The sequence below is a fragment of the Alphaproteobacteria bacterium genome (assembly GCA_041396705.1).
GTDB lineage: Bacteria > Pseudomonadota > Alphaproteobacteria > CALKHQ01 > CALKHQ01 > CALKHQ01.
In genome coordinates this window covers 209,551-223,718 of the sequence record JAWKYB010000008.1, presented here as the reverse complement: position 1 = coordinate 223,718, position 14,168 = coordinate 209,551, and the positions used below count along the sequence as shown (strand labels likewise).

The following is a 14,168-nucleotide window of genomic DNA, read 5'->3' as shown; positions in this document are numbered from 1 at the left end:
TGCGCTAGGCTGCCATCGACCGGCGGGCCTGAATCGGGGTGCGACGGAAGGGCAGGCGACGACATACCCGGCTACATGGCGGATCGACGTGCCGCGCGACGTGACGGCTAGCAGCGTGACGAAGCGCGTTTTCATCAAGACATATGGCTGCCAGATGAACGTCTACGATTCCGAGCGGATGGCGGAATCGCTGGCGGCGGACGGCTATGTGGCGACCGACGATCCCGACGCGGCCGACCTCGTCGTGCTGAACACCTGCCATATCCGCGAGAAGGCGGCGGAAAAGGTCTATTCCGACCTGGGCCGGCTGCGCGCCGGCCACGACGGGGCGGACCGGCGATTCGTGGTCGCCGGATGCGTCGCGCAAGCCGAGGGCGACGAGATCTTGCGCCGGGCGCCTTTCGTCGACGTGGTGGTCGGGCCGCAGTCCTACCAGCGGCTGCCCGCGCTGATCGCCGGCGCGCACGACGGCGCCCGGGTCGAGACCGAGTTCGCCGTCGCCGACAAGTTCGACCGGCTGGCCGCGCCGCGCTCCGCTGCCGCCGCCAGCGCATTCCTGACCGTGCAGGAGGGCTGCGACAAGTTCTGCACCTTCTGCGTGGTGCCCTATACCCGCGGCGCCGAGGTGTCGCGCCCGGTGGCGGACGTGCTGGCCGAGGCGCGGGCGCTGGTCGCCGGCGGCGCGCGCGAGATCACCCTGCTGGGCCAGAACGTCAACGCCTATCACGGCGCGGGATCCGACGGCCGCGACTGGGGGCTCGGCCGGCTGATCGGCGCGCTGGCCGAGATCGAGGGTCTGGCGCGGATCCGCTACACCACCTCGCACCCGCGCGATGTCGACGACGCGCTGATCGCCGCCCATCGGGCGGTGCCGGCGCTGATGCCGTTCCTGCACCTGCCGGTACAGTCCGGCTCCGACCGGATCCTGGCGGCGATGAACCGGCGCCACGATGCCGCCTTCTATCGCGGCGTGGTCGACCGGCTGCGCCGGGCCCGGCCCGACCTTGCGCTGTCGTCGGACTTCATCGTCGGATTTCCCGGCGAGACCGACGCCGATTTCGCCGCGACCATGGCGCTGGTGCGTGAAATCGGCTTCGTCCAGGCCTATTCGTTCAAATACAGCCCGCGTCCCGGCACGCCGGCGGCCGACCGCGACGATGCCGTGCCGGAAGCGGTGAAGGAGTCGCGGCTGGCCGAACTCCAGGCCGAGCTGCGGCGCCAGCAGATGGCCCATAATCGCGCGGCGGTCGGCACCCGCCAGCCGGTGCTGTTCGAGCGGGCGGGCCGGCACCCCGGCCAGCTCGTCGGCCGCGGGCCATACATGCAGGCGGTTCACGCATCCGCGCCGGCCGAACTGCTGGGCAAGGTCTGCACGGTGGCGATCGAGGCGGCGATGCCGAACAGCCTGGCGGCGCGGCTGGTCGATCCGCTGCCGGACGGCGCGGCCGGCGTCGATGCGCCCATGCAACAGCTGCGGCGGGCGACGGCGTGAACCAACACAGCGTGGCCGCCGAGAAGGACGTCATTTCATTCGAGGACAATGCCGTTCTGCCCGTGCTGTTCGGACAGCATGACGCCCATCTCGTCCGCATCGAGCGGCAGCTGGGCGTGACCCTGCACGGCCGCGGCAACGAGATGGCGATCCGCGGCGACGAGGGGTCGGTGGCGTTGGCGCACGACGTGCTGAGCCGCCTCTACCGCCAGGTCCGCAAACGGCACAGCCTGGATGCGGGCGACGTCGATGCCGCGATCCGCTTTGCGCTGCACGCGGCGGCGCAGGAGCAGGGCGAGGTCGGCTGGGGGCCGGACGCAGCCGGCGACATGGCGATCCAGACCCATCGCCGGCGGATCGAGGCGCGCACGCCGGGGCAGATGGACTATCTGCGCGCCCTGCGCGACTCGGAGCTGGTGTTCGCGCTCGGGCCGGCCGGCACCGGCAAGACCTATCTCGCCGTGGCGATGGCGGCGGCGATGCTGGGCCGCGGCCAGGTCGACCGGCTGATCCTGTCGCGGCCCGCGGTGGAAGCGGGCGAGCGGCTGGGCTTCCTGCCCGGCGACATCCGCGACAAGGTCGATCCCTACGTCCGGCCGCTCTACGATGCGCTGCACCAGATGCTGCCGCCGGAACAGATCGCCCGGCGGCTGGAGAATGGCGAGATCGAGGTGGCGCCGCTGGCGTTCATGCGCGGGCGCACCCTGTCCAACGCCTTCGTCATACTGGACGAGGCGCAGAACACCACACCGATGCAGATGAAGATGTTCCTGACCCGCTTCGGCGAGAACACGCGGATGGTGGTCACCGGCGATCCGACCCAGACCGACCTGCCGGCCGGCAGCCAGTCGGGCCTGAACCACGCCGGGCGCATCCTGCGCCAGGTGCAGGGCATCCGGTTCGTGCAGCTGACCGCGGCCGACATCGTCCGTCATGCGCTGGTCACGCGGATCGTGCATGCTTACGAGGCCGACGCGAGCGACAGCGGGCCGGGCGACGACCTGTTCGCCCGGGCGGGCCGCACCGGCGGCGGACGTGGCGATGGCTGAAGGCGCGGACATCGCGTTGCAGGTCGACTGCCTGGTCGAGGCCGAGGGCTGGGGCGGGCCGGAGGGACCGCTGTGCGAGACCGCCCGGCGTGCGGCGGGGGCGGCGGTGGCGGCCGCGCTGGGTCGCGGCCGGATCGCGGAGCTGACCGTGGTGTTCGACGACGACGCGGCCGTGCGCAGCCTGAACGCGCGCTGGCGCGGCAAGGACCGGCCGACCAACGTATTGTCGTTCCCGGCCGCGACGCCCGCCGAGCTGGCGGCTCCGGCGGCGGCGATGCCGCTGCTGCTCGGCGACGTGGTGCTGGCTTACGAGACGTGCCGGGCCGAGGCGGAGGCCGATGGCAAGCGGCTGGCCGACCACGTGGCGCATCTCGTCGTGCACGGGGTGCTGCACCTGCTCGGCCACGACCATCGGGAAGAGGCGGAGGCGGAGCGCATGGAGGCGTTGGAGACGGCGATCCTGGCCGGGCTCGGCGTCGCCGACCCCTATGCCGATGCGTCGACGGCGCAGGCCGCGCCGATCGGAGCGTAGAAGGGGCCAGACGGGACCTGGCAGGACATGAGCGTGAGCGCAGGCAGTGGCCGCAACGCGGCCGAGGACCCTCCGAGTATCTCGACACGACCGGCCGCGCCGGTCGACGGCGCCCCGGCCGGCCAGTCCGGCTGGCTGCGCCGCGCCATCCGCACCATGCTGGGCCGGCGCAACGGCGAGAGCCTGCGCGAGGCGATCGAGGAACTGGTCGAGGATTCGACCGAGGAGGCGGTCGACACCGAGGACGGCAGCGAGCGGGCGCTGATCATCAACGTGCTGCAGCTGCACGAGATCACGGTCGAGGACGTGATGGTGCCGCGGCCGGACATCGTCGCGCTGGCCGTCGACACGCCGCTGGACGAGATCGTCGCGACGGTGCAGCGCGAGGCGCATTCGCGCATGCCGGTGTTCCGCGATTCGCTCGACCACGTGGTCGGATTCATCCACATCAAGGACCTGATGAACGCCTGGGGCAGCCCGGACGGCTTCGCGCTGCAGCCGATCGTGCGCGACGTGCTGTTCGTGCCGCCGTCGATGCGGGTGCTGGAACTGCTGGCCGAGATGCGCCAGAACCGCACCCACATGGCGATCGTGGTGGACGAGTTCGGCGGGGTCGACGGGCTGGTCACGATCGAGGACCTGGTCGAGCAGATCATCGGCGACATCCGCGACGAGCACGAGGACACGTCCGAACCGGTCATCGAAAAACGCCCGGACGGGACCGTGATCGTCGACGGCCGGGTGCTGATCGAGGACTTCGAGGCGGAGGTGGCGCCGTTTGCGGTCGAGGACGAGCGCGACGAGTTCGACACCCTCGGTGGCCTTGTGTTCGCCCTGGCCGATCGTGTACCGACCCGTGGCGAGGTGCTGAAACACCAGTCCGGTGTGGAATTCGAGGTGCTGGATGCCGATCCCCGTCGGATTCGCAAGCTGCGGGTCAGCAACCTGCCCGGCCTGGGCTAGGTAGGCGCCCCGGTGCGCGATTCCGCTGCTCCTACCGGCACCGGCCCGGCGGAGGACGCCGTGGCCGAGGGACCGCGCCTTGCGGTGGTCGCCTGGCTCGCCGGGCTGAGCGGCTGGAAGCGGCAGCTCGCGGCATTGTTGCTGGGCGCGCTGGCCGCGACCGCGATGCCGCCGCTGTACGATCTGATCGGGCTGGCCGTCGGGCTGAGCGGGCTGGTCTGGCTCGGCGACGGCTGCAACCGCAGCCGCAGGCCGGGCCGGGCGGCGTTCTGGACCGGCTGGTTCTTCGGCCTTGGCTATTTCGTCGCCGGCCTGTGGTGGGTGTGCAACGCGCTGTTCGTCGATATCGAGCGGTGGTGGTGGATGATCCCCTTCGCGGGGCTCGGCCTGCCGATCCTGCTGTCGATCTTCTGGGGCATCGCGCTGTGGACATGGCGCCGGGTCCGCTTCGCCGGGCCGAGCCGGGTGGCGGCAATGGCGGCGATCCTCGGCGTGGGCGAATGGCTGCGCAGCTGGGTGCTGACCGGGTTCCCGTGGAACATGCCGGGCTATGCCTGGTGGCCGTTCGACAGCATGCTGCAGGCCAACGCGCTGATCGGCGCCTTCGGTCTGACCCTGCTGACCTTCCTGGCGATGATGGCGCCCGCGGCCGGCATCGACGGAACCAGCGGCCGGGTGGCGCGCCGCGCCTGGGCGTGGCCGGCCGGCGCGATCGGGCTGATCGCCGTGCTCGCGGTCTTCGGCCACGTGCGGCTGGTCCTGGCCCCCGACCTGCGCGACCCGGCGACGGAAACGCCCGGCGTGCTGCTGCGGCTGGTGCAGGCCAATTTCAGCCAGTCCGAGAAATGGGCCGACGCGCTGCGCAACCCCAATGTCGATACCCAGATCGAGATGTCGAAAATCGAGGGCTGGACCGGCGTCACCCATGTGATCTGGCCCGAGACCGCGGTGACCTTCCCGGTGGCCGACGATCCGGTGCGGCTGGCCGACCTGGCGGTGGCGGCGCCGGTCGGCGGCTATCTGCTGACCGGCGCGCCGCGGGTAACCATCGGTATCGACGGCGTGCGCCGGGTGCACAACGCCATGCTGGCGATCGGCCCGACCGCGCAGGTGCTGACCGCGTACGACAAGGCCCATCTGGTGCCGTTCGGCGAGTATGTACCGTTCGGCGACCTGATCTCGTTCACCGGAGTCGCCTCCGGCGGCGGCTTCACGCCGGGGCCGGGCCCGCAGACGATCGCGCTGGATGGCCTGCCGCCGTTCAGCCCGCTGATCTGCTACGAGGCGATCTTCCCGGGTGCGGTGACGGCGCGGCCGAAGGAGGAGGGCGGGCCGGAGCCTGCCTGGCTGCTCAACATCACCAACGACGCCTGGTACGGCGACAGCCCGGGCCCGCGCCAGCACCTGCAGATCGTGCGCGTACGGGCGATCGAGGAAGGCTTGCCGCTGGTCCGTGCCGCCAACACCGGGATCTCCGCCGTCTACGACGGCTACGGCCGCGAGCTCGCGCGGCTGGACCTGGGCCTGCGCGGCGTGGTCGATTCGCCCCTGCCCCTGCCGCTGTCCGGCGGCACGCTGTATGCCGCGCTGGGCGAAGCGCCGTTCTGGGCGATCGTTGCCGGCCTGCTGGCCTGGGGGATCGCGGCCCGCCGCCCGCGGCAGCGGCCGCAGACGTGAACAGGGCGCCGGAAACCCAATATCTTTTTTGTAATATCGTCTGTTACTAAACCTCGGCGATAATCAAGCGCTTTTGCCACATGCAGCGGCGTGGTTGACCGCATACAAATGCATGTCATATACGGTGATATACAACCGATCCTCGTGCACTCAACTCCAACGGCAGTGAAAAGTATGGCAGCTCAAAAACGCAAGGCAGGCGTACGCAAACCCCGCATCAAGCTCGATCGCCCGCATCCGGTCGATGTCCACGTCGGCTCGCGCGTCCGCTTGCGCCGTACACTGCTCGGCATGAGCCAGGAGAAACTGGGCGAGGCCATCGGGCTGACCTTCCAGCAGGTCCAGAAATACGAGCGCGGCGCCAACCGGATCGGGTCCAGCCGCCTGTTCGAGCTGAGCCGCATCCTGGACGTGCCGGTGTCCTTCTTCTTCGACGACATGCCGGGCGAGGTTGCCACGTCGAGCTATGTCGGCGGTTTCGCCGAGGGCGCGACCGACGACTACGAGGCCGGCGACCCGCTGTCGAAGCGCGAGACGCTGGAACTGGTCCGCGCCTACTACAAGATCACCGAGCCGGCCGTGCGCAAGCGGCTGTTCGAACTGGCCAAGGCGCTGGCCAAGGCCGGCGAGGACGACGGCCGCTGAGATCCTGCGGCGGCGCGCCGTCCGGCCGCCGCGCTTCGGGACAGGCCGCGCCGGCGCGCGCCGGGCGGCGCGGCTGTCGGCTTGACGCGCCGGGGGGTGCCGCCTAAACACGTGCGCGCCGGACGGCGTCGCGGGGCCGCATCATGCGTTGCGCGTGCCGCCTGAACAGCGGCACGCATTCCCCCAGCATCCGGGGCGGATGCGCTTTCCCGATTCGACGACCAGCAAGGGGGCGACCTTGGCCAGTGGAAGCTATGTGTTCACCAGCGAGTCGGTGTCCGAAGGCCACCCGGACAAGGTCTGCGACCGTATCTCCGACAGCATCGTCGACCTGTATCTCGGCCACGACGCCGAGGCGCGGGTCGCGGTCGAGACCCTGGCCACCACCAACAAGGTGGTGCTGGCGGGCGAGACCCGCTGCCGCACCGCGGTGCCGCACGATGCCCTGATCCAGGCGGCGCGCGACGCGGTGCGCGACATCGGCTACGAGCAGCAGGGCTTCCACTGGCAGCACATGGACGTCGAATGCTACGTCCACGAACAGTCGGGCGACATCGCGATGGGCGTCGACGCGGCCGGCAACAAGGACGAGGGCGCAGGCGACCAGGGCATCATGTTCGGCTATGCCTGCCGCGAGACCGAGGCGCTGATGCCGGCGCCGATCCACTTCGCCCACGAGATTCTGCGGCGCATGGCGGTCGCCCGCCATGCCGGCGACCAGCCGGGCTTCGCGCCCGACGCGAAGAGCCAGGTCACGCTGCGCTACGTCAACGGCAAGCCGGTGGGCGCCACCTCGGTGGTGGTGTCGACGCAGCACGACCCCAAGCTGGACCAGGCCGAGGTGCGCGAACTGGTGCGGCCTTTCGTGCTGGACGTGCTGCCCGAGGGCTGGATGTGCCCGGAGGACGAGTTCTACGTCAACCCGACCGGCCGCTTCGTGATCGGCGGGCCCGACGGCGACGCGGGGCTGACCGGCCGCAAGATCATCGTCGACACCTATGGCGGCGCGGCCCCGCACGGCGGCGGTGCCTTCTCCGGCAAGGACCCGACCAAGGTCGACCGCTCGGCGGCCTATGCGGCGCGCTATCTGGCCAAGAACGTGGTCGCCGCCGGACTAGCAGACAAATGCGTGATCCAGCTGGCCTATGCCATCGGCGTGTCGAAGCCGCTTTCGATCTACATCGACGGCGGCGGTACCCTGCGGGTCGACGAGGACAAGCTGGCGGTGGCGCTGATGGAGGTGATGAACCTCAGCCCGCGCGGCATCCGCCAGCACCTCGGCCTGAACAGGCCGATCTATGCGCGCACGGCGGCCTATGGCCATTTCGGTCGCGAGCCGGACGCCGAGGGCGGATTCTCCTGGGAAAGGCTGGACCTGGTCGACGACCTGAAAGCCGCCCTCCACGTCTGATGCGCCGGGTGCCGTGAGCGGCGGCGAGGCCACCGAGCAGCGCAGGCTTTATGGCCGGCGCAGCGCGCGCAAGCTGCGACCCGGCCGCGCCCTGCTGCTGAACGAGGCCCTGCCGCGCCACGTCCTGCCGCTCGCCGACGCCCCGCCCGACGGGTTGCGCGCCGGCGACGTGTTCGGCGCGGGATTCGATATGCTGTGGCTCGAGATCGGCTTCGGCGGCGGCGAGCACCTGGCGTGGCAGGCCGAGGCCAATCCCGGCATCGGCATGATCGGCTGCGAGCCGTTCATGAACGGAGTCGCCAGCCTGCTGCGCCACATCGCGGAACGCGGTCTCGCCAACGTGCGCATCCATGCCGGCGACGCCCGCGACGCAATCGACCGGCTGGCCGACGCCAGCGTCGGCCGCGCCTTCATCCTGTTCCCGGACCCGTGGCCGAAGCGCCGCCACCGCGAGCGGCGCATCGTCTCGCCGCAGACGCTCGATGCGCTGGCGCGGGTCATGGCCGACGCGGCGGAATTGCGGCTGGCGTCCGACGACCCCACCCAGATCCGCTGGATGCTGCAGGTGGCCCCGCCCCACCCCGCCTTCCGCTGGCTGGCGGAGGGCCCGGAGGACTGGCAGGCCCGCTCGCCCGACTGGCCGGAAACGCGCTATGAGGCCAAGGCGCGACAGGCCGGCCGGGCTCCGCTTTTCCTGCGGCTGCAGCGCCGCGTGCGCGGCCGCGAAGGCGACCGCCGCTGCGATAAGCCTTGATTCGGGCCGTGCTTTGATCCTATCTAGGTGTTGTCGTCATGTATGAGACGACCCCGGTTCGAAAAGACGGGTGGGCCTAGCGGCCCGCCCTTTTTGTTTTCCGGGGCACGAACAAGGCCTTCCGCCGCCGAACGCCGGCGCGCACGGCCCGCGAGGGAACGGGATTGGAACTGACGGCCCGCGTGGCTGCCCTGATCGAGCCGGCCCTGGCCCCGATGAGGGCTTCGAGCTGGTGCGCGTGTCGCTGGCCGGCGGCAGCCGGCCAGTGCTGCGATCATGGCGGAGCCGGCGGACGGCCGCACCATGACCGTCGATGACTGCGCGGCAATCAGCGAGGTGGTGTCGGCGCTGCTCGACGTCGAGGATCCGGTGCGCGGCGCCTATTCGCTGGAGGTCAGCTCGCCCGGCCTCGACCGGCCGCTGACCCGGCCCAAGGATTTCCACCGCTTTGCAGGCTTCGAGGTGAAGGTGGAGTTGGCCCGGCTGGTCGACGGCCGCCGCCGGCTGCGCGGGGTGCTGAAGGGCACCCGGGCCGGGGACGACGGGCCGGTCGCGCTGATCGACGACGACGGCCGCGAATGGGCGGTGCCGCTGGCCGAGATCGCCGCCGCCAAGCTGGTGTTGACCGACGCGCTGGTCCAGGCCGCGATGAAGGGCACGCTGCCCGGTGCGCTGACCGGGCCCGGGTGCGACGGGCAGGGTGATGACGAAGGCGAGGCGGCCGCTGCGCATGCCGTCGCCGGGAACCGAGGAGGTTGAGCTGACCATGGACAACTACGCGATCCAGCGCGGCGAGCTGCTGCAGGTGGCGGATGCGGTCGCCCGCGAAAAGGGCATCGACCGCGAAGAGGTGCTGGAGGCCATGGAACAGGCGGTGCAGAAGGCGGCCCGGGCCAAATACGGCCAAGAGCACGACATCCGCGCCTTCGTCGACCGCAAGACCGGCGCCATCACCACCGCCCGCTACCGCGAGGTGGTGGAGGAGGTCGAGGACCAGATGACCCAGCTGACGCTGCCGGAAGCGCGGGCGATCAAGCCGGACGCCGAGATCGGCGAGTTCCTGGTCGACCCGCTGCCGCCGATCGACCTCGGCCGGGTGGCGGCGCAGTCGGCCAAGCAGGTGATCTTCCAGAAGGTGCGCGAGGCCGAGCGCGCCCGCCAGTACGAGGAGTTCAAGGACCGGGTCGGCGAGATCGTCAACGGCCTGGTCAAGCGCACCGAGTTCGGCAATGTCACCGTCGACCTCGGCCGCGGCGAGGCGGTGCTGCGCCGCGACGAGCTGCTGCCGCGCGAGAGCTTCCGCAACGGCGACCGCGTGCGCGCCTATATCTACGACGTGCGCCAGGAGCCGCGCGGCCCGCAGATCTTCCTGTCGCGCACCCACCCCGAGTTCATGAAGAAGCTGTTCGCCCAGGAGGTGCCGGAGATCTATGACGGCATCATCGAGATCCGCGCGGTGGCGCGCGACCCGGGCAGCCGGGCCAAGATCGCGGTGATCTCCAACGATTCCGGCATCGACCCGGTCGGCGCCTGCGTCGGCATGCGCGGCAGCCGCGTGCAGGCGGTGGTCGCCGAGCTGCAGGGCGAGAAGATCGACATCATCCCGTGGTCGCCGGACCCGGCCACCTTCGTGGTCAACGCGCTGGCCCCGGCCGAGGTGACCAAGGTGGTGCTCGACGAGGAGACCAACCGCATCGAGGTGGTGGTGCCGGACGAGCAGCTGAGCCTGGCCATCGGCCGGCGCGGCCAGAATGTCCGCCTCGCCTCGCAGCTGACCGGCTGGGACATCGACATCCTGACCGAGGAGGACGAGAGCGAGCGCCGGCAGCAGGAGTTCCACTCGCGCAGCCAGCTGTTCATGGATGCCCTTGATGTGGACGACGTGATTGCCCATCTGCTTGTCACGGAAGGCTTTTCCAAGGTCGAAGAGGTCGCCTACACCGAGACCGGCGACCTGGCCTCGATCGAGGGCTTCGACGAGGATGTGGCCTCCGAGCTGCGCGACCGGGCGCTGATGTTCCTGGAAGAGCGCGAGCGCGCCGAGACCGAACGCCGGCGCGAGCTGGGCGTCTCCGACGATCTTGCCGAGGTGCCGGGCCTGACCTCCGCCATGCTGGTGAAGCTCGGCGAGGCCGAGGTGCGCACGCTCGACGACCTCGCCGACCTGGCCAGCGACGAGCTGATCGAGATCCTCGGCACCGGGGCGATGAGCCAGCAGGATGCCGATGCGATCATCATGGCGGCCCGCGCCCACTGGTTCACCGACCTGGACGCCGCGGCACCGGGCGGCGACGCCGCCGAGGCCGAGGAAGCGGCGGCCGAGGCCTGATGGCGATGGCACGCGGCGGTGCGCGCCGGCAGCGGCCGGCAGATAGGGAATGGATTGAACACGGCAGCCCAGACATGCGCGGATGACGCCCCCGGCGCAGGCGCGCGGCGGCGGCTCCGGCACGAGCCGGAGCGGCGCTGCATCGTCACCGGTGCGCGCGGCGACGCGGCGGACCTGCTGCGCTTCGTCGTCGGGCCGGGCCAGGAGGTGGTTCCGGATCTCGACGGCAAGCTGCCCGGCCGCGGCCTGTGGGTCACGGCGGACGCGGCCACGGTGGCCGAGGCGGTGCGCCGCCGCGCCTTTGCGCGGGCGGCGAAAGCCGCGGTCAACGCCGCCGACGACCTTGCCGACCGGGTCGGCGGCCTTCTGACCGACCGTTTGATCGCCGCCGTCGCGCTGGCGCGGCGGGCGGGCGATGCCGTCTGCGGCTATGAAAAAGTGCGAGCCGTCTTGCACTCGGGCCGCGCATCGGTCTTATTGTCGGCGCGAGACCGTCAGGCGGATGGGGCGCGGAAGCTGCGGGCGCTGGCACAGGCCTTGGACCGGCCGGTGCCGTTGGTGGACCTTCTCGACGCGGATCAGCTGGGCAGGCCGTTCGGGCGGCAGGAAAGCGTGCACGCCGCGATCGCTGCTGGCCCGATGACGACGAAGGTGATGGGCGCCGCCGGGCGTCTGGCGCGGTACCGGGGACTCGACCCGGTCGCGACGGCCGGTGGCGGGGATAGCGAGGCTCGATGACCGAAGGTACAGACGACAAGACGAAGAAGCCGCTCAGCCTGGGTGGGCGCGGCCGGTTGCAGTTGAACCGCCAGGTCGAGACCGGCCAGGTCCGGCAGAGCTTTTCGCATGGACGCAGCAAGACCGTTGCGGTCGAGGTCAAGCGCAAGCGCGCCGTCGAGCGGCCGCCGGTCGAGGTTGCCAAGACCAGCCGGCCGAAGGGCCAGCGCGGCGGGCAGACCGGCGCCGCCGACCTGACCGAGACCGAGCGGGAGTCGCGCGTCCGCGCGCTCAAGCAGGCGATCCAGGCCCACGAAGAGGCCAAGGTCCGCCAGGCCGAGGAGGAGGAGCGCCGCCGGATCGAGGCCGAGGAGCGTCGCAAGGCCGAAGCCGAGGAAGCCAAGCGCCGCGTCGAGGACGAGGCGCGCCGCAAGGCGGAGGCCGAAGCCGAGGCGGCGACCAGCGCGGCCCAGCCCGCGCCGGCGGAGCCGGCGGCGGCTGTTCCACCCGTGGCCGCGGATCAGGCACGCCGGCCGCATGCGGCCCACGCACCGGCGCGCGAGCCGGCGGAAGCGACCGCCGAGCCCGAGGAGGAGCGGCGCGCCGTTGCCGGCAAGCGGGCGCCGGTCCGGGCGCGGTCGGAGCCGCGGCGGCGCACCGGCAAGCTGACCATCGCACAGGCCCTCGACGGCAGCGCCGAGGACCGCCAGCGCTCGCTGGCGGCGGTCCGGCGCGCCCGGGAGAAGGAAAAGCAGCGCCTGTCGCAGCAGCAGCGGGCCAGCGAGAAGACCAAGGTCATCCGCGACGTCGTGGTGCCCGAGGTCATCACGGTGCAGGAGCTGGCCAACCGCATGGCCGAGCGGGCCGCCGACGTGATCAAGACGCTGATGCGCAGCGGCGTGATGGCCACCATCAATCACGCGCTCGACGCCGATACCGCCGAGCTGGTGGTGACCGAGTTCGGCCACCGGGCACGCCGGGTGACAGAAGCCGATGTCGAGCAGGGTCTGGAGCTGACCGCGGAGCACGATTCCAGCGGCGAGCCGCGTCCGCCGGTGGTGACGGTCATGGGCCATGTCGACCACGGCAAGACCTCGCTGCTGGACGCGCTGCGCAAGTCGGACGTGGTCAGCCGCGAGGCGGGCGGCATCACCCAGCATATCGGCGCCTATCAGGTGACCACCGACGACGGCCACAAGATCACCTTCCTGGATACGCCGGGCCACGCGGCGTTTACCGCAATGCGGGCGCGCGGTGCCAAGGTGACCGACCTGGTGGTGCTGGTCGTCGCCGCCGACGATTCGATCCAGCCGCAGACGGTGGAGGCGATCCGCCACGCCAAGGCGGCCGGCGTGCCGATGATCGTCGCGATCAACAAGATCGACCGGCCGGACGCCAACCCGGACAAGGTGCGCACCGATCTGCTTGCGCACGAGATCCAGGTCGAAGCGCTGGGCGGCGACGTGCTGGACGTGCCGGTCTCCGCGCTGAAGGGCACCAACCTGGACAGGCTGGTCGAGGCGATCCTGCTGCAGGCGGAGTTGCTGGACCTGCGCGCCAATGCGACCGGACCCGCCCAGGGCGCGATCATCGAATCGCGCATGGAGCGCGGCCGCGGCTCGGTGGCGACCGCGCTGATCCAGCGCGGCACGCTGCGGCCGGGCGACATCTTCATTGCCGGCGCGGAGTGGGGCCGCGTGCGCGCCCTGGTCAACGACCGCGGCGAACAGGTGGAGGCGGCCGGCCCGTCGATGCCGGTGTCGATCCTCGGCCTGCAGGGCACGCCGGAGGCCGGCGACGACGTGATCGTGGTCGACAGCGAATCCCGCGCCCGCGAGGTGGCGGAATTCCGCAGCCGGCGCAAGCGCGACCAGGATTCGACTCCGCAGGCGCGCGGCACGCTGGAACAGATGTTCAGCGCCATCAAGTCGGGCGAGTCGAAGGAACTGGCCATCGTGCTGAAGGCCGACGTGCACGGCTCGGTGGAGGCGATCGCGGCGGCGCTGGAGCAGCTGGCCAACGAGGAGGTCGGCGTGCGCGTGCTGCACGCGGCCGTGGGCGGCATCAACGAATCCGACATCACCCTGGCCAAGGCCAGCGGGGCGCTGGTGGTCGGCTTCAACGTCCGCGCCAACCCGCAGGCCCGCGACATGGCCCAGCGCGACGGCGTCGACATCCGCTACTATTCGGTGATCTACGACATCGTCAACGACGCCAAGGCGCTGATTCAGGGCCTGATGGCGCCGACCCTGCAGGAGAACTTCCTCGGCCATGCCGAGATCCGCGAGGTGTTCACGGTCACCAAGGCCGGCAAGGTGGCCGGCTGCCGCGTCACCGATGGCGTGGTCCGCCGCGGCTCGAAGGTGCGCCTGCTGCGCGACGACGTGGTGATCCACGAGGGCAACCTGGGCACCCTGCGCCGCTTCAAGGACGAGGTGCGCGAGGTCCAGGCCGGCTACGAGTGCGGCATGGGCTTCGAGAACTACCAGGACATCCAGGTCGGCGACGTGATCGAGTGCTTCGAGGTCCAGGAAGTCGCCGCGAAGCTGTAGCCGAACGGGCGAATTCGGCCGGGCCCGCTGCCCGGCCGCCCGCTGGA

Annotated in this window: 12 protein-coding genes; all 12 read left to right on the top strand. The window is 70.9% G+C overall.

Translation table 11 applies throughout. The features are described 5' to 3' along the window. The first annotated feature begins 115 nt into the window (after window positions 1-115). The 12 genes from miaB (at window position 116) to infB (ending at window position 14,121) form a co-directional block, all read left to right on the top strand. Complete coding sequence (miaB, locus tag R3F55_13495) at window positions 116-1,492, top strand: tRNA (N6-isopentenyl adenosine(37)-C2)-methylthiotransferase MiaB (GenBank protein MEZ5668426.1); 1,377 nt, start codon at window positions 116-118, stop codon at window positions 1,490-1,492. Next, window positions 1,489-2,541 carry a PhoH family protein gene (locus R3F55_13490; GenBank protein MEZ5668425.1) on the top strand — a complete coding sequence of 351 codons (1,053 nt, stop codon included), beginning with the start codon at window positions 1,489-1,491 and terminating at the stop codon, window positions 2,539-2,541. The genes miaB and R3F55_13490 overlap by 4 nt, the downstream gene beginning before the upstream one ends. Before the next feature lie 70 nt (window positions 2,542-2,611). Next, on the top strand, window positions 2,612-3,073 hold the full coding sequence (ybeY, locus tag R3F55_13485) for an rRNA maturation RNase YbeY (protein ID MEZ5668424.1): 462 nt from the start codon (window positions 2,612-2,614) through the stop codon (window positions 3,071-3,073). A 27-nt stretch (window positions 3,074-3,100) separates the two neighbouring features. Further along, a complete protein-coding gene (locus R3F55_13480) occupies window positions 3,101-4,036 on the top strand; it encodes a hemolysin family protein (GenBank protein MEZ5668423.1) in 936 nt (311 codons plus the stop codon). Between the two features lie 60 nt (window positions 4,037-4,096). Next, window positions 4,097-5,713: an apolipoprotein N-acyltransferase gene (gene lnt / locus R3F55_13475; GenBank protein ID MEZ5668422.1), complete on the top strand. Its 1,617-nt coding sequence runs from the start codon at window positions 4,097-4,099 to the stop codon at window positions 5,711-5,713. A gap of 174 nt (window positions 5,714-5,887) precedes the next feature. Further along, entirely contained in the window at window positions 5,888-6,358 is a 471-nt protein-coding gene (locus tag R3F55_13470) for a helix-turn-helix domain-containing protein (GenBank protein ID MEZ5668421.1), read from the top strand. Window positions 6,359-6,596: 238 nt separating this feature from the next. Beyond that, the gene (gene metK / locus R3F55_13465; GenBank protein MEZ5668420.1) at window positions 6,597-7,769 is read left to right on the top strand and encodes a methionine adenosyltransferase; all 1,173 of its coding nucleotides are present in this window, start codon (window positions 6,597-6,599) and stop codon (window positions 7,767-7,769) included. Window positions 7,770-7,782: 13 nt separating this feature from the next. After that, window positions 7,783-8,523, top strand: coding sequence for a tRNA (guanine(46)-N(7))-methyltransferase TrmB (locus R3F55_13460; GenBank protein ID MEZ5668419.1), 741 nt, complete (start codon window positions 7,783-7,785; stop codon window positions 8,521-8,523). 303 nt (window positions 8,524-8,826) lie between these two features. Further along, on the top strand, window positions 8,827-9,282 hold the full coding sequence (gene rimP / locus R3F55_13455) for a ribosome maturation factor RimP (protein ID MEZ5668418.1): 456 nt from the start codon (window positions 8,827-8,829) through the stop codon (window positions 9,280-9,282). A 7-nt stretch (window positions 9,283-9,289) separates the two neighbouring features. Beyond that, window positions 9,290-10,852, top strand: a complete 1,563-nt coding sequence (gene nusA, locus R3F55_13450; protein MEZ5668417.1) for a transcription termination factor NusA — start codon at window positions 9,290-9,292, stop codon at window positions 10,850-10,852. A gap of 54 nt (window positions 10,853-10,906) precedes the next feature. After that, complete coding sequence (locus R3F55_13445; GenBank protein ID MEZ5668416.1) at window positions 10,907-11,590, top strand: RNA-binding protein; 684 nt, start codon at window positions 10,907-10,909, stop codon at window positions 11,588-11,590. After that, on the top strand, window positions 11,587-14,121 hold the full coding sequence (infB, locus tag R3F55_13440; GenBank protein MEZ5668415.1) for a translation initiation factor IF-2: 2,535 nt from the start codon (window positions 11,587-11,589) through the stop codon (window positions 14,119-14,121). Before R3F55_13445 ends, infB begins: the two co-directional genes overlap by 4 nt. Window positions 14,122-14,168: the final 47 nt, after the last annotated feature.

Coding starts and splice junctions, on each gene's coding strand:
- R3F55_13470 (MEZ5668421.1), top strand. CDS start 5,888: ATGGCAGCTCAAAAACGCAAGGCAGGCGTACGCAAACCCCGCATCAAG.
- infB (MEZ5668415.1), top strand. CDS start 11,587: ATGACCGAAGGTACAGACGACAAGACGAAGAAGCCGCTCAGCCTGGGT.
- nusA (MEZ5668417.1), top strand. CDS start 9,290: ATGGACAACTACGCGATCCAGCGCGGCGAGCTGCTGCAGGTGGCGGAT.
- rimP (MEZ5668418.1), top strand. CDS start 8,827: ATGACCGTCGATGACTGCGCGGCAATCAGCGAGGTGGTGTCGGCGCTG.
- R3F55_13480 (MEZ5668423.1), top strand. CDS start 3,101: ATGAGCGTGAGCGCAGGCAGTGGCCGCAACGCGGCCGAGGACCCTCCG.